The 19521-nt window shown below is 69.6% G+C and carries 17 protein-coding genes; 9 read left to right on the top strand and 8 right to left on the bottom strand.

What is annotated here, in order from left to right; translation table 11 throughout:
- Positions 1 to 422 precede the first annotated feature (422 nt).
- Genes KBX21_RS19950 through KBX21_RS19960 form a run of 3 tightly spaced genes read right to left on the bottom strand, consistent with a single transcriptional unit; the run spans position 423 to position 4469 of the window.
- Positions 423 to 1748 carry a PQQ-binding-like beta-propeller repeat protein gene (locus KBX21_RS19950; protein ID WP_234003907.1) on the bottom strand — a complete coding sequence of 442 codons (1326 nt, stop codon included), beginning with the start codon at positions 1746 to 1748 and terminating at the stop codon, positions 423 to 425.
- Between the two features lie 40 nt (positions 1749 to 1788).
- Positions 1789 to 3144, bottom strand: a complete 1356-nt coding sequence (locus KBX21_RS19955; RefSeq protein ID WP_247666040.1) for a PQQ-binding-like beta-propeller repeat protein — start codon at positions 3142 to 3144, stop codon at positions 1789 to 1791.
- A 47-nt stretch (positions 3145 to 3191) separates the two neighbouring features.
- Positions 3192 to 4469 (bottom strand): PQQ-binding-like beta-propeller repeat protein, encoded by a 1278-nt coding sequence (locus KBX21_RS19960; RefSeq protein ID WP_210843009.1) that lies wholly within the window; start codon positions 4467 to 4469, stop codon positions 3192 to 3194.
- A gap of 567 nt (positions 4470 to 5036) precedes the next feature.
- Here KBX21_RS19960 and KBX21_RS19965 point away from each other — a divergent pair.
- The 3 genes from KBX21_RS19965 to KBX21_RS19975 all read left to right on the top strand — a co-directional run bounded on the left by KBX21_RS19965 (position 5037) and on the right by KBX21_RS19975 (position 8195).
- Positions 5037 to 6470 carry a PQQ-binding-like beta-propeller repeat protein gene (locus KBX21_RS19965; RefSeq protein ID WP_210843011.1) on the top strand — a complete coding sequence of 478 codons (1434 nt, stop codon included), beginning with the start codon at positions 5037 to 5039 and terminating at the stop codon, positions 6468 to 6470.
- A 258-nt stretch (positions 6471 to 6728) separates the two neighbouring features.
- Complete coding sequence (locus tag KBX21_RS19970) at positions 6729 to 7163, top strand: GerW family sporulation protein (RefSeq protein WP_049571163.1); 435 nt, start codon at positions 6729 to 6731, stop codon at positions 7161 to 7163.
- Between the two features lie 99 nt (positions 7164 to 7262).
- Positions 7263 to 8195, top strand: coding sequence for an AEC family transporter (locus KBX21_RS19975; RefSeq protein WP_210843012.1), 933 nt, complete (start codon positions 7263 to 7265; stop codon positions 8193 to 8195).
- A gap of 30 nt (positions 8196 to 8225) precedes the next feature.
- Here the strand turns inward: KBX21_RS19975 and KBX21_RS19980 are convergent, their stop codons facing one another.
- Complete coding sequence (locus tag KBX21_RS19980; RefSeq protein ID WP_210843014.1) at positions 8226 to 8408, bottom strand: hypothetical protein; 183 nt, start codon at positions 8406 to 8408, stop codon at positions 8226 to 8228.
- A gap of 177 nt (positions 8409 to 8585) precedes the next feature.
- On the opposite strand from KBX21_RS19980, the gene KBX21_RS19985 reads away from it, so the two are divergent.
- Positions 8586 to 10514: a serine hydrolase domain-containing protein gene (locus KBX21_RS19985; RefSeq protein ID WP_307869241.1), complete on the top strand. Its 1929-nt coding sequence runs from the start codon at positions 8586 to 8588 to the stop codon at positions 10512 to 10514.
- A 190-nt stretch (positions 10515 to 10704) separates the two neighbouring features.
- Here the strand turns inward: KBX21_RS19985 and KBX21_RS19990 are convergent, their stop codons facing one another.
- From KBX21_RS19990 to pdhA, 3 genes are read right to left on the bottom strand one after another with little or no spacing between them, the layout of a single operon-like run.
- The gene (locus tag KBX21_RS19990) at positions 10705 to 12129 is read right to left on the bottom strand and encodes a dihydrolipoamide acetyltransferase family protein (RefSeq protein ID WP_210843017.1); all 1425 of its coding nucleotides are present in this window, start codon (positions 12127 to 12129) and stop codon (positions 10705 to 10707) included.
- A 19-nt stretch (positions 12130 to 12148) separates the two neighbouring features.
- Entirely contained in the window at positions 12149 to 13129 is a 981-nt protein-coding gene (locus KBX21_RS19995) for an alpha-ketoacid dehydrogenase subunit beta (protein ID WP_049571150.1), read from the bottom strand.
- Between the two features lie 3 nt (positions 13130 to 13132).
- Positions 13133 to 14248, bottom strand: coding sequence for a pyruvate dehydrogenase (acetyl-transferring) E1 component subunit alpha (gene pdhA / locus KBX21_RS20000; protein ID WP_210843019.1), 1116 nt, complete (start codon positions 14246 to 14248; stop codon positions 13133 to 13135).
- 399 nt (positions 14249 to 14647) lie between these two features.
- On the opposite strand from pdhA, the gene KBX21_RS20005 reads away from it, so the two are divergent.
- Positions 14648 to 15745 carry a CPBP family intramembrane glutamic endopeptidase gene (locus tag KBX21_RS20005; RefSeq protein WP_210843021.1) on the top strand — a complete coding sequence of 366 codons (1098 nt, stop codon included), beginning with the start codon at positions 14648 to 14650 and terminating at the stop codon, positions 15743 to 15745.
- 268 nt (positions 15746 to 16013) lie between these two features.
- On the opposite strand, the gene KBX21_RS20010 is transcribed toward KBX21_RS20005, so the two are convergent.
- Positions 16014 to 16649, bottom strand: a complete 636-nt coding sequence (locus KBX21_RS20010; RefSeq protein WP_049571140.1) for a sigma-70 family RNA polymerase sigma factor — start codon at positions 16647 to 16649, stop codon at positions 16014 to 16016.
- 277 nt (positions 16650 to 16926) lie between these two features.
- Here KBX21_RS20010 and purS point away from each other — a divergent pair, with 277 nt between their 5' ends.
- The 4 genes from purS to KBX21_RS20030 all read left to right on the top strand — a co-directional run bounded on the left by purS (position 16927) and on the right by KBX21_RS20030 (position 19480).
- Positions 16927 to 17169 carry a phosphoribosylformylglycinamidine synthase subunit PurS gene (gene purS / locus KBX21_RS20015; protein ID WP_017546939.1) on the top strand — a complete coding sequence of 81 codons (243 nt, stop codon included), beginning with the start codon at positions 16927 to 16929 and terminating at the stop codon, positions 17167 to 17169.
- A 224-nt stretch (positions 17170 to 17393) separates the two neighbouring features.
- Positions 17394 to 17873 (top strand): ATP-binding protein, encoded by a 480-nt coding sequence (locus KBX21_RS20020; RefSeq protein WP_049571136.1) that lies wholly within the window; start codon positions 17394 to 17396, stop codon positions 17871 to 17873.
- Positions 17874 to 18219: 346 nt separating this feature from the next.
- Positions 18220 to 18909, top strand: a complete 690-nt coding sequence (purQ, locus tag KBX21_RS20025; protein ID WP_210843023.1) for a phosphoribosylformylglycinamidine synthase subunit PurQ — start codon at positions 18220 to 18222, stop codon at positions 18907 to 18909.
- Positions 18910 to 18952: 43 nt separating this feature from the next.
- Positions 18953 to 19480 (top strand): hypothetical protein, encoded by a 528-nt coding sequence (locus KBX21_RS20030; RefSeq protein WP_210843024.1) that lies wholly within the window; start codon positions 18953 to 18955, stop codon positions 19478 to 19480.
- Positions 19481 to 19521: the final 41 nt, after the last annotated feature.

The raw sequence follows: 19521 nt of genomic DNA on the forward strand, positions 1-19521 counted from the left end.
AGGGTGCCGCACATGCGTGAAATCCCGCGACCCCAGGAGAGGACACCTCGGATGCCCAGGACAAGGAAACAGCGCGGCGCCATGGCCACGCTGACGTCGCTGCTCGACAACACCCTCGCAGCAGCCGCCTCCGCCACGTAGGAGGCGACACACGGGGATCACCGTACTCCGACGGAGACAGGGGCCAGAGGGATCAGCCCCGCCTGGGCGCGCCCGTCGGGTTCCTGGTCATAAGCCCTGACCCACGCCCCTTCGCCACATCAGCCTGCCCGCCGCAGTCCTGTCGATCCCGCTGTTCGGCGTCACTGCGGTCGCGGCGGCCGACACCGTCGCCGTGTCGGTGAAGGAGGCCCGCCGCCACAGGCGGATCGCGCCGGACAGGTCCCTCAGCAGCCGGAGGCCGGCCGGGGGCGCGGATCCGGTCAGCGGAATCCGATGACCCTGACCCCCTGGCCCTGGGAGTCAGCCAGGTCGACCAGCACCACGGCCCCGGGAACGGCCTCGAACTGCCCCTCCGGCTGCCTGGCCTGGAAGTAACCGGCCGCCTTGACCGGCTCCGGGAGATCGATCCGGTGCACCTCGCCGCCACCCCAGGGAGCGACGTTGACCGGAGTCTCCGGGTCCTCCGACTCGAGCTTGACCACCGCGTCCTCCAGAGCCAGCACGTAGCTACTGATCGACGCCGTGGGCACCGCCCGCTCCTCGGTGGCCAGGGTCCGGCCGTCGAACCGGCGCAACTCGTAACCGGCGGCCTTGACAGAAGGAGCGCGCTGGGCGACGAGGAACCCGTCTTCAAGCGTGCGAACCAGGTAATGGTGCTCTTCTTCCTCGAGCCCTGTCGCGTCACCCACGACCCCACCCGTGACCGGATCGAACACGTACCTCTCGCTGAACTGTTCGTCCTGATACGACGACCCCTGGTCGTGGTACACGGGAAGCACCTCACCCGCCCCACGCACGGAACGGCGTTCGGAGATCAGGAACGCTGCTTCCTCACCCTCCAGCTGCCACAGAACCGACCCGTCCCCAGGGTCCAGAGCGATCAGCTCGGCGTCGAGCGAACCGCAGCCCGCTCGTACGACCACCGCGTCGGAGAACACCACCGGCCGGTCAGCCCGGTGCACCTTAGATCCCTCACACGTGAACAGGTCCTCGGTCCGCCACAGCTCGGATCCGTCCTCGTCCGAGAGCATCGCCCCCGAGAGCCCGTCACTGGCCTCCAAGTGGAAGACACCCCCGTCGCCAGCGACACCCACGTTGAAGGGCCCTGGCTTCTCGACGTCGGGGGCGATCGGCTCCGCGAAGTCGCCGACGACCTCACCGCTGACTCCGTCCAGGACCACACGCCGCCACTCGACCGGAGGGACGGACCCCTCCTCGTCGTCGGCCGCCCCGAACTCCTCGTCCGGTGCTTCCTTCGGGTACATCACGTGAACCCGCTCCCCGGAGGAGGACACGTCCGTCAACGCACGGACACCCTCGTCGTCCACGGTGAAACTCCACCGCTCCTCACCGGTCACCCCGTCCAGGGCCACCACTCCCCGAGCCGTACGCACCAGGGCACCGCGCGGGAGGGGGGTCACCTCCACATCCCCCCAGTGACCTTCAGCGGTCCACTCCCACGCCACCTCGGAGATCGACCCCGGCACGGCGGCGTCCGACCACTCACCGTCCAACTCCTGGTGGCTGACCGAGACACCCCCGAAGCCCAGCACCGAACAGGCCCCGAGGGGGACCAGGAACACCACGGCCACTCCAGCGCTCGCCCACCGGAGAAACGGTCGGGGCCTACTCACCAAAGCCGAGCACCTTGACCCCCTCGCCCTCGGCGCCGCTCAGGTCGACCAGAACCACGACGCCGGGGACAGCCTCGAACCGGCCCTCCGGCTGCCTGGTCCCCGAAGGCAGAGCGACATCGGTGGATTCGGGCACATCCACATCGAACGGTTCGCCTCCGTCCCAAGGAGCGACGCTGACCATCGGCCCGCCGTCTCCCGAATCCGCGAACTTGACCACCGCGTCTTCGAGGGCGATCACGTACGCCCCGGGCGACGACGTCTCCACCGCCTGTGCCGCGGTGCCCGAGACCTGGCCGTCGAACCGGCGCAGCTCGTAACCGACAGCGTCCGCCCCGGACTCGCGCCGCGACACGAGGAACCCGTTCCCGAACGTGCGCGCCGGGTACCAGTCCTCGCCGGTCCCCGCGGCGTCGCCCACGACCTCGCCCGTGACCGGGTCGAGCACGACCGCCTCGGCGAACTCCTCGCCCCAGTAACCGTCCCCGCCCTGGTCCAGGGCGAGCAGGTCTCCCACTGCACGCACCGAATCGGCGGAGGGGCGCGCTCCCGCGCCCTCGAGATTCCAGAGAACCTCTCCGTCCTCGGGGTCCAGGGCGACCAGCTCGGTCACGTCCGTGCCGCACTCCGCGCGCACGACCAGCGCCTCGGGGAAGACCGCCGGCCGATCGGCCCGGTCCACACTCCCACCGTCACACGTGAACAGGTCCTCGGTCCGCCACAGCTCCGAACCGTCCTCGTCCGAGAGCATGCGACCGCTCAGCAGCGGCTCGGAACCCAGTTCGAAGAGGCCGGCGTCCGTAGCGGTCCCGAGGTCGAAGGCCCCCAGCTCCTCGATGTCACCGGTGAACTCCTCCTCCAGGTCGCCGACGATCTCGCCGGTCACTCCGTCGAGAACGACCCTGCGACCGGGTACCCCCGCCGAGTCGTCTCCGTCGGTGCCCCCGGACTCCTCGCCCGGGGCCTCCTCCGGGTAGAGCACGTGGACCCGCTCACCGGACGAGGGCACGTCCGTCCGTACGGGGACGTCCTCGTCCTGCACGACGAAGCTCCACTGCTCCTCACCGGTCACACCGTCCAGCGCGACGACACCGTGCGACATGCGCAGGAGCACGCCCCCGGGCAGCGCGGTCACCCCCAGATCACCCGTGTACCCCTCGGCGGTCCACTCCCACGCCAGCTCCGACACAGTTCCGGGCACGGCGGCGTCCGACCACTCACCGTCCAACTCCTGGTGGCTCACCGAGACACCCCCGAACCCCAGCACCGAACAGGCCCCGAGGGGGACCAGGAACACCACGGCCACTCCAGCGCTCGCCCACCGGAGGGATGGCCAGCTTCTCGTCATGCTCTCCCACTCCTTGCGCTGCCCGGCTCAGGACACATGGCGATCATTCATCGGAAACCCAGCACCGTGGCCCCGGTGCCGTCTCCCTCGGGTCGCTCGACAAGCGTCACGGCCCCGGGGACCGCAAGGAACCGGTCATCGCCCAGCAAGTCATGGGCACGGGAGGACTCCTGGGTGCTGAGTCCCCCGTCCAACGGCCTCGGCAAAGCGATCTCGTCGGCTTCCCTACCGCTCCCCCACTCGCTCACAGTCAGTCCGCTGCGAACCACGTCGGTCCCGCGCGTCAGGGGAGAACGGGGCTCCAACTTGACCAGGCTCTCCTCCAAGGGCAGAAGGTAGACACTCATCGCCCAGGTGTGGATCGCCGCTCCGTCAGTAGCAGCCAGAGTCTGTCCGTCGAAACCCCGCTTCTCGTAGTCGTAGACGCGTTCGCCGGTCCCCCTGGTAGCCACCAGATAGCCGTCCTCCAGGGTCTTGACCAAGGCCTGGTCATCTCCCAGATCAGGCCCGTTCCCCACAACCTCGCCGCTGGCTGGGTCCAGGACCACACGTTCCTGATGACGTGTTCCGCCCTCAGGACTGGGAACCGTGTCCCCCTCGTGAACGGCCAACAGACCCCCCACCCGACGGACACCACCGTCCGGCGCGAGGAAATCGCTCTCGGACCCCGTCCTGGACCACAGCCGCGACCCTTCCCCCAAATCGAGGGCGGTCACCTGCACTTCCCCTGAACCGCACACGGCTCGCACCACCACGACATCCTCGAACACCGTCGGAGTGCTGGCCGAGCCGACCTTCGCGTCACCGCAGGAGAACAACTCTTCGGTGCGCCAGAGGACTTCGCCGTGCGTATCCGAACGCATCTCCGCACCCAACTGCGGCTCAGGTGTCACCCTCAGGGCTCCGGTGTCCGTCGCGACACCGATATCGAAGACACCACGCAGTTCCTCGACGTCCCCCGCCAACTCCTCCTCGCGGTCACCGACGACCTCGCCGGTCTCCCCGTCCAGAACCACACGGCGGCCCGGCACCGGCTCACTCTCGTCCTCACCGTTCGGACCTTCGGCGGACCTGTCGTCCCCTTCAGGACGCTCCTGTGGCTGGTCCGGAAAGAGCACGTGAACTCGGTTTCCCGACGGGGACACGTCCGTCCACACCCGGGTCCCCTCCACCAGGTAGCTCCACATCTCCCGACCCGAGGCACCGTCCAACGCGACGACGCCGTCCTCCATAGCCACCAGTACACCGCCAGGAAGACGGGACAACCTCGGCACACCTGTAGCTTCCTCGACGGTCCACTCCCAGGCCAGTTCCGAGACCGTCAACGGAACCTCCCCGTGAGCCCAATCACCCGCCAGGGTCTCGTTCCGAACTCGCGCGTCCTCCCTCGGCAACAACCAGGCTCCAAACAGAGCCACTACCGCCAGCAGCACTCCGCCCCGGAACCACCAAGAGCGCAACCACGACCCCATCATTCGTTCTCGCCGTCGGGTCCTTCCACGTCCGCCTCCGCCTTCTCAGCACCGGTGTCATCCCTCGAAGAGCTCAGTGCCCCTCCCGTCGCCCACACCGGCCAGGAGTTGGTCGATCCCGCCCCGCACGTCCGTGCGGGTTCTCATGTCCCGAGACCACGACGTGCTCAGCTGGGAGACGAGCCCCGACGCGGCCCGCCCTTCTCCCAGGAAAGGAACTCCGCGTTCGCCTCCCCCGGGGCCATATCCTCGCCATGCACACCTGTTCAGACGCAGATTCCCCTCAGGGAATCCCATAGTAGGCATCGGTGAAGTCACGTTCGGCCGGTACCTCACCACACCCCGACCGGCCCCACATTCGGCCTCCATCGGTCTCGACACACCCAACCTCGACTCCCACACGACCTCTGAGGAGCGGATATGGAATCGACCAGAATTCTGTCCGTGACGGCGCTGACTCTTCTGCTCTCATCGTGTTCGCTGATGCCCGGGGCCTGGGAGGAGAGCGAGATCGACCATTCGGTGTTCCAAGGGATCGCAGACCCGCTTGACCTCCCCAGAAGCCTGTCTTCCGTGGGATGGGATTGGGAGGCTCCTGAGGAAACCGACATCGTCGACGTACGTCCCTTCCCTCTCGGTGTTGTCGTGACCGTCTCGGACGGGGTCATCGCCCTGCAGGGCGACACCGGGGAGGAGCTCTGGCGATACCGACGAGTCGGCGAGGCGGTGACGGACGCGAACGTCACGGCGAGCGGAGACCGTGTCGCGCTCGCCTACCCCGTCGGCGAGGATTCCGAAGCCGCGGCCGTCCCGCACGACGTCGTGCTTTTAGACTCCGACACGGGCGAGGAACTCGGCGCCCACGTGGAGGACTTCACCGCTGAGGAACAGGTTCCCGGGAACATCACGACGCTGTCCCCCAAGCCAGAGCATCTGGGTCTGCTCTCCGACTCGTCCCGGATCGTCTATCGAAAGCTGGATGACCAGAGAACCGGCGTGTTCTCACTCGACCTGGAGACCGGAGACGAGTCATGGAGTCTCACCAACCTCCGAGAAGAAGGCCAGCAGGGGCGGGACTTTCATCCCAAGGGAGTGGTCGCCTCGGGCGACACAATCATCCTTTCCGGCAACTTCATGGACGAGGACATCGAGTCCCCCGACGAGACCGCAGAGGAGCAGACGCACACGGTCGTTCTCCTGGGACTCGACGCCAACTCAGGAGAGGAGCTCTGGCGCCATGAGATCGAAAGAGGCGCTCCCATCAACTCCCACCCGGTCGAGCTGGGCGTTCAGCGGCCCTCCGGCGCAGTGGTCGCGGTGGCCAGCGGTCCGCAGGGCGTGCAGGAGTGGATCCTCGACCCCGCCTCCGGAGAGCAGCTGGCTGAGGAGAAGTTCTTCTCAGGGCGAGAGGGCAATGTCATCGGTGCCCTGGAGAACGCCGTCGTGACCGAGCAGTGGCTGGTCGAGGACGACGAGTTCGAGTACTCCTACACCGACTTCTCCGGCAACACCCACACGACGCTTCATACCCCAGGCCAAGGGGCGCGCCTAGGAGGCGTATTCGTCCTGCCTCTCGAGAAGGCGATCGTCTGGCTCGACGTGAACCAGACCAACACTTCGTTCGACCCCGACGAAGCCGCCTGGGACGAGGCACGCCTGGTGGTGGACGAGGACGGCGAGTCCCGAGTCATCGACCTCGGTATCCGGGTCGAACGGGACTACAGCCAAGACGGGAGCGAACTTCAGCGCTCCTCGCTTCCCGGTCCGCCCGACATGACCGTCGCCCCGGGCGCACTGGTGGTGCAGGAGAAGGTGACGGGCAGCCCGCGTCGTCTCGTGGGTGTGGTTCCGTAGTGGCTGTTCCGACCGGCTCCCGCTTCGTACACCCCTGTTCACAGGCGACTTCGAATCGCAAGGTGCGAGTACGGAGATCAGGGGTTGGTCTCCCTCGGCACGTTCGATGAGTCTGGGAGCGCGATCCGACATCACGCGCCCGGGCCTCGCAGAGCCCCACCTCCTGACGCGGACACACCATTGGCGCCATCCTTACCGCGTTCGGAGGGTGCCGCATATAGCGTGAAATCCCGCGACCCCAGGGAGAGGACACCTCGGATGCCCAGGACAAGGAAACAGCGCGGCACCATGGCCACGCTGACGTCGCTGCTCGACAACACCCGCGCCGTGGCCGGGTCCGCCACGGCCTTCGGTGCCCCGGTGACCTCGGGCGCGACCACGGTGGTCCCCGTCGCCCGGGTCAGCAGCCTGAGCACCATGGGCGGCGGCACCGGCAACCTCCCGTTCTTCGGCGGTGACGGCGCAGGCGGCGTGGGCTTCACGCGGGTGCGCCCCTCGGGCTTCCTGGTGGTGGGCCCCGAGGGCGCCGGTTTCCGCCCCATCCGCCAACCGGCCACCGCGCTGGCCATCCCGCTGGCCGTGATCACCGCCGTCGCGGTCACCCGCATCGTCTCCGTCTCGGTCAGGGAGTCCCGCCGCCGCAGGATGGTGGCCGCCCTCCAGACCCGGCAGGAGTGCTGCCAGGAGCACTGAACGGTCACTTTCCGTGGTGTGACGTGGACCGTTTCGCTTCCGAGCGGACTCCGTTAGCCTCGGCGGGTCGCGGCCGCACGGTTGTTCGGAGGGCGTTCCTTGTCCGGGGTCATCGTCGGGTTCGGCGTCATCGCCAGCATTGTCGTCATCGGCTACATGCTCGGGCGAATACCCCTGCTCGGTCCGGGGGCCAGGGAGGTCCTCAGCAAGCTGGCGTTCTTCATCGCCAGCCCTGCTCTGTTGTTCACGATCCTCGCGCGGACCGACCTGTCCATCCTGGTTTCGGGTCCGGTCCTGGTGAGCGTGCTCAGCGTGGTGATCGTCGCGCTCGCCTTCCTCGTGCTGGGGGTCATCCGGCGCTGGGGCGTCGGCCGCACCACCGTGGGTGTGCTGGGCGCCTCGTACGTGAACGCGGGCAACCTGGGCATCCCGATCTCCGTCTACGTACTCGGGGACGCCTCGCTGGTCGCCCCGATCCTGCTCTTCCAGCTGCTGGTGCTGGCCCCGGTCTCCCTGACCGTGCTGGACCTGGCCAACGGGAGTGTGCGGGGTTTCTGGCCGGTGCTCCGGCGCTCCCTGGGCACCCCCGTGCGCAACCCCGTGGTGATCGCCTCCATCGCCGGGGTCGCGCTCTCCGCCTCGGGCTGGGATCCACCCGCTCCCCTGATGGAGCCGTTCGAGCTGATCGGCGGCATGGCCGTCCCGGCGATGCTCCTGGCCTTCGGGATCTCCTTGCACGGCAGCTCCCTGCCGGGCCGTGCCGGGCCCGACCAGGTCCCCGTCCTGTTGGCGGTGGCTCTGAAGTCGATCGGGCTGCCGTTGACCGCCTGGGCGCTGGGCTCCCTGGCGTTCGGGCTGGAGGGCGCCGCCCTGTTCTCGGTGGTGGTCCTGGCGGCCCTGCCGACGGCTCAGAACGTGTACAACTACGCCACCCTGTACCGGACCGGTGAGACCCTCACGCGTGAGGTGATCCTGCTGACCACCTTCCTCACGGTGCCGGTCCTGTTCGCCATCACCTTCCTGCTGGGCTGAGCCTGCGCCGGGAGCACGAACGGTGCGGGCTCACCCGGTGAGGGGGACGCCCTCGATCCCGCCGGACGAGCCCGCTCGCGGGGTCAGCGCCTCCACCTCGACGGGTGGGACGTCGAGGACCGCGATGCGCTGGTGATCGTCGCCGGGCTGGATCTCGTGGACCCCCTCCCGCGTTTCGGCGTGGCTCTGTCCGCCGAAGCCCGGCGGGGTCACGTAACGGGTCAGGGCAGGGTCTGGTTCCAGGAGTTGGAAGCTGACGGGCTGTCGTCGTCAACCGGGAGCCGTACTACAGCTGGCCGTACCGGGAGGAGGGTCACGAGCGCCAGTGCCTCTGACGGGCCGAATTCCTAGCGTTGGTGCTGACACCGAACAGCCCGCTTGGAGCCCTCCGTGCCCGTATCCGTCTCCCGTTTCCTCTCCGTCCCGCTCTGCCTCGCCGCAGCCGCGACCCTGGCCCTGGCCCCGGCCGCCGTCGCGAGCGCGGAGCCAGCCGCGCCCCCGCCCCCTTCTCGCGAACTCACCAGGGAGTCCGCCGAGGAGTTCGTCGACCAACGTGTCCCCGAGCTCCTGGAACGGCACGGAGCCCCCGGCGTGGTGGTCTCCGTGGTCGGGGACGGCGCACCGCTGGCCTCCGCCGCGCACGGGGTCGCCGACCTCTCCACCGGAACGCCCCTGGACCCGGAGGTACACGGCATCCCCACCGCGTCCGTCGCGAAGTCCTTCACCGCCGTGGCCGTCCTCCAGCTGGCCGAACGGGGCGAGGTGGACCTGCACGAGGACGTGAACACGTACCTGCCCGAGGACCTGCGGGTCCCGGACACCCACGAGGGCCAGCCCGTCACCCTCCACCACCTGCTCACCCACAGCCCCGGGTTCGACGAGCGCACCGAGATGGACGACCCCGAGGACACCGGGAACCAGCGCGGCCTGGCGGAGTTCCTGCGGGACAACACCCCCGACCGCGTCTTCCGGCCCGGCCGGTTCACCGCCTACTCCAACTACGGGACCGGGCTCGCCGGGTTCGTGGTCCAGGAGGTCAGCGGCGTTCCGTTCGAGGAGTACGTGGAACGGAACGTGTTCGCGCCGCTGGGCATGGACGGCACCCGGTTCGGCCAGCTCCACGACGAGACCGACCTCGTCACAGGGCACCGGCCCGACGGCTCTCCGGTGCCCTACCCCCACATCCCGCTGGTCCCCGCCGGTGCCGCGGTGACCACCGACGACGACATGGCGCGGTTCATGCTGGCGCTGCTCGGCGGCGGGGAGCTGGACGGCGAGCGCGTGCTCGGCCCCGACTGGACCGAGGCCATGCTCGACCGCCAGTTCGAGGTCCACCCGGACACCACGGCCATGGGCTACGGGACCTACGAGTACCGGACCGGACCGCCCCGCAGCGTGGGCCACGGCGGTGACCTGGACGGCCTGCACACCGGCTACCTGATCGTGCCCGGGACCGACGCCGGGGTCTTCGTGGCCGTCAACGGTGACGACGCGGGCCCCGACGCCGGGGACAACCCCCTCCACGACCTGCGCTTCGCCGTCCTGAACGAATTCGCCGACACCTTCGCCCCGGCCGGGGGCGACGGGACCGGCGCCGAGCGCACGAACGCGCCCGACACGGCCGCGCCGGACACGAGCGTCTACACCGGCAGCTACGTGACCACGCGACGCCCCAACACGGGGAGCGGGCGCATCGTCACGCTCTTCGACAACGTCACGGTGCGGGACGCGGGCGACGGCGCCCTGAGGGTGCGGGGAGCCATCATGCCGGAGGAGCACTGGCTTCCCGTGGGGAACGACGTGTTCGAGACAGCGGACGGCGGGGAGCGGCTCGCGTTCGTGGTCGAGGAGGGCCGGGCCGTGGCCGTGTACCTGGAGGCCAACCCCACCAGCGGTTACGACCGCGCCCCCGCGTGGGGCGGCCCCGGCGTGCACCTGGTCGCCGTGGCGGTCTCCCTGCTGCTCCTGCTCAGCGGCGCCGTCCGGCTCCGTCGCCCGGAAGGGGCGGCGCGGATCGCCGCCGCCGTCTCCGCCGGGCTCACGGCCCTCGCGTGCCTGGTCGGGGTCGGGTTGGTGGTCTACGCGGTCGTGGACCTGAACCGGCTCCAGGAGTGGCTGCTCGGCGACTCGACCGCGCTCTCCCTCCCACTGGGGCTGGCCGTCCCGCTGACCCTGGTCACCGCCGGGTTCGCGGTCACCGCCTGGGTACGGGGCTGGTGGGGCCCGGTGCGCCGGGTCCACTACTCGCTGCTGCCGGTGGCCGCGCTGGTGGTCGTCGCGGTGGGCGCCCAGTACGGTCTGGTCTGGCCCTTCGCCTGAGGCCCGCCCCGGCCTCGGAAAAAGCGGGGGTCAAGGGTTGGTCACGCCCCCGTGGCGGGAACACCTCTGTGTAGGGCCCGCCCCCACCCCCTTGGGGGCGGGCCCGTCCACGGACGCGGCGACGGCACGCACGCGAAGGCCGGTGCGGCCGGGGAGTCTCCCCCGGCCGCACCGGCCTCTCGTTCTTCGACTACCCCCAGGCCAGGGCGGTCAGCTCCGGGTCCTCCAACGCGGTGCCGACGTCGCGCAGCAACTTGGAGCCCAGTTCCCCGTCGACCAGCCGGTGGTCGAAGGAGAGCGACAGGGTCGTCACCTTGCGGATCTTCAGTTCGCCCTTGTGGACCCACGGCATGTCGCGGATCTGCCCGAAGGCGAGGATGGCGGCCTCACCGGGGTTGATGATCGGCGTTCCGGCGTCCACCCCGAACACACCGACGTTGGTGATGGTGATGGTGCCGCCGGACATGTCGGCCGGGCTCGTCTTCCCCGACCTCGCCGTGTCGGTGAGCGCCTTGAGTGACGCCGCCAGCTCCGGGAGGGTCTGGGCGTCGGCGTCCTTGATGTTGGGCACCACCAGACCGCGCTCGGTGGCGGCCGCGATCCCCAGGTTCACGTAGTCCTTGACCACGATCTCCTGGGCCTCCTCGTCCCAGGAGGAGTTGACCTCCGGGTGGCGGCGGACCGCCATGAGCAGGGCCTTGGCCACCAGCAGGAGCGGGGACACCCGGACGTCGGCGAAGTCGCGGCGCTCGCGCAGCCGGGCCACCGCCCTCATCGTCCTGGTGACGTCCACCTGGAGGAACTCGGTCACGTGCGGCGCGGTGAACGCGCTGTTCACCATGGCCGCGGCGGTGTGCTTGCGCACGCCCTTGACCGGGACGCGCCGCTCGCGGGCGGACCGGTCCGTCGTGGACGCGGGCTGCGGGACGACGGCCGTCTCTTCGGAGGAGACCGGAGCGGCCGTGGCCTCGCCGCCAGCGGCGGCGCGCACGTCATCACGGGTCACGATCCCGTCCCTGCCGGTGGGCGCGACCGCGCCGAGGTCCACCCCGAGGTCCTTGGCCAGCTTGCGGATCGGCGGCTTGGCCAACGGCCGCCCGGACGCGGGAACAGCCGTCGGTGCGGGCTCGGTGGGCCTGGGCGCGGGCGGCGACACCGGGCCCGAGGGGGTCGGACGTCGGCGGGCTCGGCGCTGCGTGGCGGCGGCCTTCTCGCCGTAGCCCACCAGGGGCTTCTCACGGGCCTCGGTCTCGGCCGCCTCGGGGGCGGCCTCCTCCGCGGTGTCGGCGGCGTCGCCGGAGCGGGAGTCGGAGCCCGCGCCGGAGCCGGAGCCGGAGCCTCCGGTGCCGTCGTCCACGGTGATGATCACCGAGCCGACCTCCACCGTCTCGCCCTCGGCGGCCAGCAGTTCCCGGACCGTCCCGGAGAACGGGCAGGGCAGCTCCACCACGGCCTTGGCCGTCTCGATCTCACAGACCATCTGGCCGTCGGCCACCGTGTCGCCCTGCTTGACGTACCAGGTCAGGAGCTCGGCCTCGACCAGGCCCTCACCGACGTCGGGCAGTTTGAACGCGTGCACGCCGTCAACCGCGGGCGTGCTCTTCTGAATCGCCATGTCTTGCGGTATCCCCGATCTAGTACGCGAACGCCCGGTCGACGCCGTCCAGGACCCGGTCCAGGTCCGGCAGGTAGTGCTCCTCCAGCCTGGACTGCGGGTAGGGGGTGTCGAACGCGGCCACGCGGATGACCGGCGACTCCAGGTGGTAGAAGCACTCCTCCGTGACCCGGGCGGCGATCTCCGCGCCGGGGCCGCCGGTGAGCGTGGCCTCGTGCGCCACGACCAGTCGGCCGGTGCGCTTCACCGACTCGGTGATGGTCGCGTAGTCGACCGGCGCGAGCGAGCGCACGTCGACGACCTCGATGGAGTGCTCGGTGTCGGCCTCGGCCGCCTGGAGTGCGGTCTTGACCATGGGGCCGTACGCCAGCAGCGTGCAGTCGGTGCCGGGGCGCGCGATCCGGGCCGCGCCCATCGGCGTGACCTCCTCGATGGAGGCCTCGGTGTCGACCTCGGTCTTCTCGTAGTAGCGCCGCTTGGGCTCCAGGAAGATGACCGGGTCGTCGGAGCGGATGGCCTGCTGGATCATCCAGTAGGCGTCCTCCGGGTTGGCGACGGTGACCACGCGCAGACCGGCGGTGTGCTGGAAGTAGGCCTCGGGGGACTCGCTGTGGTGCTCCACCGCGCCGATCCCGCCGCCGTAGGGGATGCGCATGACGACGGGCATGGCGAGCTTGCCCGCCGAGCGGCGGCGCATCTTGGCGAGCTGGGTGAAGGTCTGGTTCGCGGCGGGGAAGAAGAACCCGTCGAACTGGATCTCCACCACTGGCCGGTAGCCGCGCATGGCCATGCCGATCGCGGTGCCGACGATGCCGGACTCGGCCAGCGGGGTGTCGATGACCCGGTCGGCGCCGAAGTCCTTGTGGAGGCCGTCGGTGACCCGGAAGACGCCGCCGAGCTTGCCGACGTCCTCGCCCATCATGAGGACCTTGGGGTCGTGCTCCATGGCGGCGCGCAGGCCGGCGTTGATGGCCTTGCCGATGGTGAGGTTGGTTCCCATGGCCTAGCGGCCCCCTTCCGCGCCCGCACCCTCGAAGGAGGACAGGTAGTCGGCGAACTCGGACCGCTGCTGGTCGATGTGGACGTTGGGCTCGGCGTAGACCTCGTGGAAGATGTCCAGCGGCTCGGGGTCGGGCATGGTGCGGCACTGGGCGCGCACCGTCTCGCCGACGCTGTCGGCCTCCTCCTCGATCGAGGCGAAGAAGGCGTCGTCGGCGAGGCCGTTGAGCTCCAGGTAGCGGCGGACGCGCAGGATCGGGTCCTTGGCCTTCCACTCGTCGAGCTCGGCCTTGTCCCGGTAGCGGTTGGGGTCGTCGTTGGTCGTGTGGGCGCCCATCCGGTAGGTGAACGCCTCGACCAGCGTGGGTCCGTTCCCGGTCCGCGCGTTGTCCAGGGCGGCGCGGGTGACCGCGAGGCAGGCGAGGACGTCGTTGCCGTCCACGCGCATGCCCGGGAAGCCGAAGCCCGCGGCGCGCCGGTAGATCGGCACGCGGGACTGGCGCTCCAGCGGCTCGGAGATGGCCCACTGGTTGTTCTGGCAGAAGAAGACCACGGGGGCGTTGTTCACCGACGCGAAGTTGAACGCCTCGTTGGTGTCGCCCTGGCTGGTGGCCCCGTCCCCGAAGTAGGAGATGACGGCCGTGCCGTCCTCACCGACCGCGCCGTCGCGCTGGACGCCCATGGCGTAGCCGGTGGCGTGCAGCGCCTGGCTGCCGATGACGATCGTGTACAGGTGGAAGCCGTGCTCGTGCGGGTCCCAGCCTCCGTTGCTGGCCCCGCGGAACATGCTGAGCAGTTCCCTGGGCTGGATCCCGCGGCACCAGGCGACGCCGTGCTCACGGTAGGAGGGGAAGGCCATGTCGCCCTCGCGGAGTGCGCGTCCGGAGCCGATCTGCGCGGCCTCCTGACCCAGCAGCGAGACCCACAGGCCCAGTTCGCCCTGGCGCTGGAGGGTGATCGCCTCGCTGTCGACCCGGCGGACCAGGACCAGATCACGGTAGAGCGCGCGGATCTCCTCCGCGCTGATGTCCAGGGGGTAGTCGGGGTGCTGGGTCAGCTCCCCTTCCGGTGTCAGGAGCTGAATGAGCTCCGGTTCCTCGTGCGCGGCGATGTGCGACACGTCGCTCCTCGGGTTCTCGGGGCCGACTTCGCGTGGGTGAACGCTGATCGGCCGGATCACGGTCCGTCCACCCGGGGTGTTGGGCGGGTGCGGACAGCCCTCCCCATATCGTGACAGAACTCACTATGGAGAGCGCAAGCCCCCAGCGACACCTTTTCCCCTGCCCGACCCATGATCCCGAACCCTGGCCACAGCGCAACTACCAGGGCTTCCTAGCTTTTACAAGGTCTTCCAACTACTTTGTGGCAACTTGTCCTCAACAGGGCGATTCGCCTCCGCCAGGGCCTCGATCCGGCGCGCGGGATGACACCTGTCATACGGCGGGCAGTGTGATCCGCAGCGAAAACGCGTGATTCCGGAGACTGCCCCGCGCGGGGGCCGCGGACCTAGGTTCGGAGTATGCACCCCGAAGACGACCACACACCCCCGCGCCCCGCACCGGTCCCGCCCCCGCCCGGGCCCCACCCAGCCGCGACTCCGGCGGGCCGGAGGAAGCGTCGCGGACCACGCCCGGTTCCCCCGGGGCGGGAGTACCACCGGGTCCTGTCCACCGAGAAGCGTCAGATCTGGCGGGGGATCGCAGCGCTCGCGCTCCTCATGGGCGGAATGCTGGTCTTCTCCTTCGGGTTCGCGATCCTGGGCATGGTCGTCGACCTGCTGATCGGCCGGGACAGCCTGATGACCGGCGGCGACGAGTACACGCCGGTGCTCCACGGCGCGACCCTGCTCGGCCTCGCCCTGCTCCTCCCGTGGAGCATGCTGATCCAGCGGTGGCTCTACGGCGTTCGCGGAGCCTCGCTGCACTCCGTGCTGTCGCTCTTCCGCATGGAGGTCTTCGGCCGGGCGCTCCTGGTGATCCTGCCGCTCTGGACGCTCTACATGGCCGTCTTCACCGTGGTGGGTCCGTCCGTCCCCGAGGCGGACTGGGCGTTCCGGGACATCGTCGCGATCTTCGCCCTCACCCTGCTGCTGGCGCCGCTCCAGTCGGCCGGTGAGGAGTACGGGTTCCGCGGTCTGGCCTTCCGGGTGGCCGCGAGCTGGGGCCGGGGGCCGCGCACGGCGCTGGCGCTGGGCGTCGTGGTGTCGAGCCTGCTGTTCACGTCGGCGCACCTGGCGCTCGACCCGTGGCTCAACCTGTACTACTTCACGATGGGCGTGGCCCTGAGCCTGATCACGTGGCGCACGGGCGGCCTGGAGATCGCGGTGGTCATCCACGCGGTGAACAACACGGTCGCCTTCCTGTTGTCGGTCGTCCTGCGCAGCGACTTCGCCGAGGGTTTCGACCGCTCCACGGGGGCCGGGTCGGCGGCGATGCTGGTTCCGTGCGTGCTGCTGGTGGCGATCACGGCCGTGGTCTGGTTCCGCACCAGGCGGACGGGGCCGGAGCTGACCCCGACGGAGCACCCCCGGGTCACGGCTGGCCCGGCGGATACCTCAGGAACGGCGGGGGACGGGGAATCCGGGCGGGCGGAGGAAAACGGCCCCTGGGGCCCCTGAACCGTCGCTGGTTCCGAACACGGAGAATGCACCGGTGCCGACTCCGGGTCGCTGCCGGTGCGTTTTCCGTCAGAAGTCCGGTGAGTGGCCGAAGGCGGACGGTCCCACCCGTTCCCGCGCTTGGCCCTGGGCTCTTCCGATCTCACCGGGAGCGCTTCTCGGCGCGTTCTCGGGCGCCGTTGGCGGCCCGCCGAACGCCCCGGCGGCATGACCTCCGGGCGCTTTCGGGTCCCCGTTCCGACCACGGTCGCGACCGGTCGGCGGGCGGTTACTCGGACGCGGTCCGCGCCTCCTGTGCGGGGACCCGCATTCCGCGCTCACGGCCGTAGTCGGCGAGCATCTCGCGGAGCTGACGGCGTGCCCGGTGCAGACGCGACATCACCGTGCCCAGGGGCGTGCCCATGCGCTCGGCCACCTCCTTGTAGGCGTACCCCTCGATGTCCACGAGGTAGATGACCTCCTGGAACTCCTCGGGGAGGCGGGCCAGGGCCTGCTTGATGTCGGAGTCGGGCAGGTGGTCGAGGACCTCGGTCTCGGCCGAACGCATCCCGGACGAGGTGTGGGTCTCGGCCGCGGCCAGCTGCCAGTCCTTGATCTCGTCAGTGGTCTCCTGACGCGGTTCCCGCTGCTTCTTCCGATAGCTGTTGATAAACGTGTTGGTGAGGATCCGGTAAAGCCAGGCCCGCAGGTTGGTTCCGGCACGGAACTGGTGAAAATTCGCGAAGGCCTTGGCGAACGTCTCCTGGACCAGGTCCTCGGCGTCGGCCGGATTGCGGGTCATCCGCAGGGCCGTCGGGTACAACTGGTCGGCGAACGGTGTCACCTCGGTGGCGAAGTCCAGCGTCTGTGCCTCGTCACGGGCCCCACCGGTCGTGGAGATCTGATCCTTTTCGAGAGTCGTCAAGATTCCCCCTCGGGACGACCGAATGATCTCTTCCACCCTGTAAGACGCAGCCACACGCTCCCAATGATGACATCAATTGTGGTGATACGGGTCACGGACTCGTCGAGTCCGTCACCTGTCCCGGCAACGACGCGGCAAAGAGCCCGCGTGGCACCTGGCCAGGACCCGTGTGCGCCTCCGGGTGTCATACGCTGGCGACGCCCGCCAGGCGCGTCCGGACGAGGCGCCCTACAGAACGGCGGACCAGTGGCATACCCATTTTTCCTGTGGAGGACCTGTGGCCCGCGTCGTGGTTGACGTCATGCTCAAGCCCGAGATCCTGGACCCGCAGGGCCAGGCCATCGCCGGTGCCTGCCCCCGCCTCGGTTTCGAGGGGATCGAACAGGTCCGCCAGGGCAAGCGCTTCGAGGTCGAGGTCGAGGGCGAGGTGGACGAGGCCAAGCTCGCCGACGTCCGCCGTCTGGCCGAGACCCTGCTCGCCAACACCGTGATCGAGGACTTCGAGGTTCGCCCCGCCTGATCCCCGGTCACCACCGGCACCGGAGGCCACGGGTGAGGAACGGCACTCGGCCGGGAAACGGTCGGCGCCAACCGCGCCACCAGGCCCCCTGAGTGTCGGAAGTGTCCCGAATGTTCAGCCGCGTCCCCTTGGGGGCGCGGCTGTTCGTTTTACCTGCAGCGGCCTCGGGAAGGGTTCCTAACGTGCCGAGCTGGTAACCGACACGGAGCACGAGAGGTACACGGATGGACACCGTTTTCTCGATCTCCCTCCCAAGGCAGGCGTACACGGTCGCCGTCGTACGCGACGTCCTCGGCGCGCTGCTTCGCCGATCGGGCCTGTGTGCCGGATGTGTCGACGACATACTCCTGGCCGCCTCGGAGGCCTGTTCCAACGCCGTCGAACACGGGGAGAGGTCCCCCGACTACGAGGTCGGGGTCGAGCTCGCCGCCAACTGGTGCGAGCTCCAGATCTCACAGCCGGGTAAGGCGCCCGACACCGGGGCGCTCGCGCGCAGATTCGCCTCGGAACACACGCCCCTCCCGGGTCTCACGTCAGAATCGGGCAGGGGCATCTCTCTGATGCGCTACCTCATGGACGAGGTCGACCTGCATCCCGAACCCCACACCACCGTCGTCCTGCGCAAACGCGTGACGACCTGCGACCCCGCCCATCGGGGGGCCTCCGAACGGGGCCAGCCGTCGACGCGCTTCGCGCTCCTGTAGACCGACCGCCCGGACCCCAGGGTCCGCGCGCCCCGCGCACCGTCCGCGCGGGGTGCGGCGTGCGCGCATCCGGCCACCCGCGCCAGTGACGTACGCCTCGTGAACTGTCGAGTCACACACCCGCACCCCTCCCAGACGGGCCTTCCTTGGGAGGATCACACAGCCCGGGCCCCCTCAATGGGGGTGACGGTCGTACCCGAGCACAGGTGAGCGGGTACGCTGCGGATGTGGGGCGTGTTCCGTGGAATCCTCCGCGCTCGCGTCGCCAGGCTGCCACCTCCCGCCGTCCCGGCGACGGGCCTGCCGCCGACTCCTCCCCGTCGAACAACCAACTCGGAGTGTGCTCATGACAGCCCGTGTGGGCGTCGTCACCTTCCCAGGCTCCCTTGACGACAAGGACGCCGCTCGCGCGGTCTCCCTGGCGGGTGCCGAACCCGTCGCGCTCTGGCACGCGGACAACGACCTCAAGGGGGTCGACGCGGTGGTACTGCCCGGCGGCTTCTCCTACGGGGACTACCTCCGCTGCGGCGCCATCGCCCAGTTCGCCCCGCTGATGTCCGAGCTGGTCCCGGCCGCGCGTTCGGGCGCGCTGCCGGTCCTGGGCATCTGCAACGGCTTCCAGATCCTGTGCGAGAGCCACCTGCTCCCGGGTGCCCTCACCCGCAACTCCTCGCTGCGGTTCGTCAACCGCGACCAGGTCCTGCGGATGGAGAACACCCGGACCGCGTGGACCAACGGCTACGACGAGGGCCAGGAGATCCTGGTCGTCCTCAAGAGCGGCGAGGGCAGTTACGTCGCCGACGTGGAGACCCTGGACCAGCTGGAGTCCGAGGGCCGGGTCGTCGCACGCTACGTCGGGGGCAACCCCAACGGTTCGCGGCGTGACATCGCGGGCGTCACCAACGAACACGGCAACGTGGTCGGGCTGATGCCGCACCCCGAGCACGCCGTCGAGGCCCTGACCGGACCCTCCACCGAGGGGCTGGGGTTCTTCACCTCGATCCTCGGCCACCTGGCCGCCCCGGCCCAGGTCTGACACATCCCGCCCCGACTCACCCGACAGGGAGACGATCCTCGCGATGATGGCGCTGCTGCGCTCCCGGAAACTGCTGTACGTGCTCGTGGGGCTGGTCGTGGTCGGCCTCGTGGTCTCCGGGGCCATCGGCCTCTTCCAGTCGTTCAACTCGCCCCCCATGGCCACCCCCGGCGACGGCCAGGGGCAGCAGGGCCCCGGGCAGCAGGGCGAGCAGGGCACTCCCCCGCCCGATGTCGGGGCTCTGGGCAGCCCTCCGTCCGGCTTCACCTACGTCGACCAGGACGAGGCCCACTGCTCCCAGGGGCAGTGCTTCCGCCTCATCGTGATCGCGGGTGAGGAGGGCGAGGAGCTCGACGGCGAACCCGAGGAGGCGGTCCGGGCGGTGTACGAGCACCTCGTCTCCAACGGCTGGCGCCAGGAGATCCCGCCGGACGCCGAGTCCGAGGAGGACGTCGAACTCGTGGACAGCGTCCTCACCGACGACACGACCCTGGTGGCCGACTCCACCGCCTCCGAACCCGGTGCCCTGCCGGTGCTCATGCTCGGCAACGCGGGAAATCCCGCCAACTGATCCGGTGCCGGGCGGCGGACACAGCCAAGGCTCGGCCTCCA

The organism is Nocardiopsis sp. B62, from assembly GCF_018070675.1.
GTDB lineage: Bacteria > Actinomycetota > Actinomycetes > Streptosporangiales > Streptosporangiaceae > Nocardiopsis > Nocardiopsis prasina.

Excerpts from the sequence above, each read along its gene's own strand:
- KBX21_RS19990 (WP_210843017.1), bottom strand. The coding sequence starts at position 12,129 with ATGGCGATTCAGAAGAGCACGCCCGCGGTTGACGGCGTGCACGCGTTC.
- purQ (WP_210843023.1), top strand. The coding sequence starts at position 18,220 with ATGACAGCCCGTGTGGGCGTCGTCACCTTCCCAGGCTCCCTTGACGAC.
- KBX21_RS19965 (WP_210843011.1), top strand. The coding sequence starts at position 5,037 with ATGGAATCGACCAGAATTCTGTCCGTGACGGCGCTGACTCTTCTGCTC.
- KBX21_RS19955 (WP_247666040.1), bottom strand. The coding sequence starts at position 3,144 with ATGACGAGAAGCTGGCCATCCCTCCGGTGGGCGAGCGCTGGAGTGGCC.
- KBX21_RS19995 (WP_049571150.1), bottom strand. The coding sequence starts at position 13,129 with ATGGGAACCAACCTCACCATCGGCAAGGCCATCAACGCCGGCCTGCGC.
- KBX21_RS20020 (WP_049571136.1), top strand. The coding sequence starts at position 17,394 with ATGGACACCGTTTTCTCGATCTCCCTCCCAAGGCAGGCGTACACGGTC.
- KBX21_RS20030 (WP_210843024.1), top strand. The coding sequence starts at position 18,953 with ATGATGGCGCTGCTGCGCTCCCGGAAACTGCTGTACGTGCTCGTGGGG.
- KBX21_RS19970 (WP_049571163.1), top strand. The coding sequence starts at position 6,729 with ATGCCCAGGACAAGGAAACAGCGCGGCACCATGGCCACGCTGACGTCG.
- KBX21_RS20005 (WP_210843021.1), top strand. The coding sequence starts at position 14,648 with ATGCACCCCGAAGACGACCACACACCCCCGCGCCCCGCACCGGTCCCG.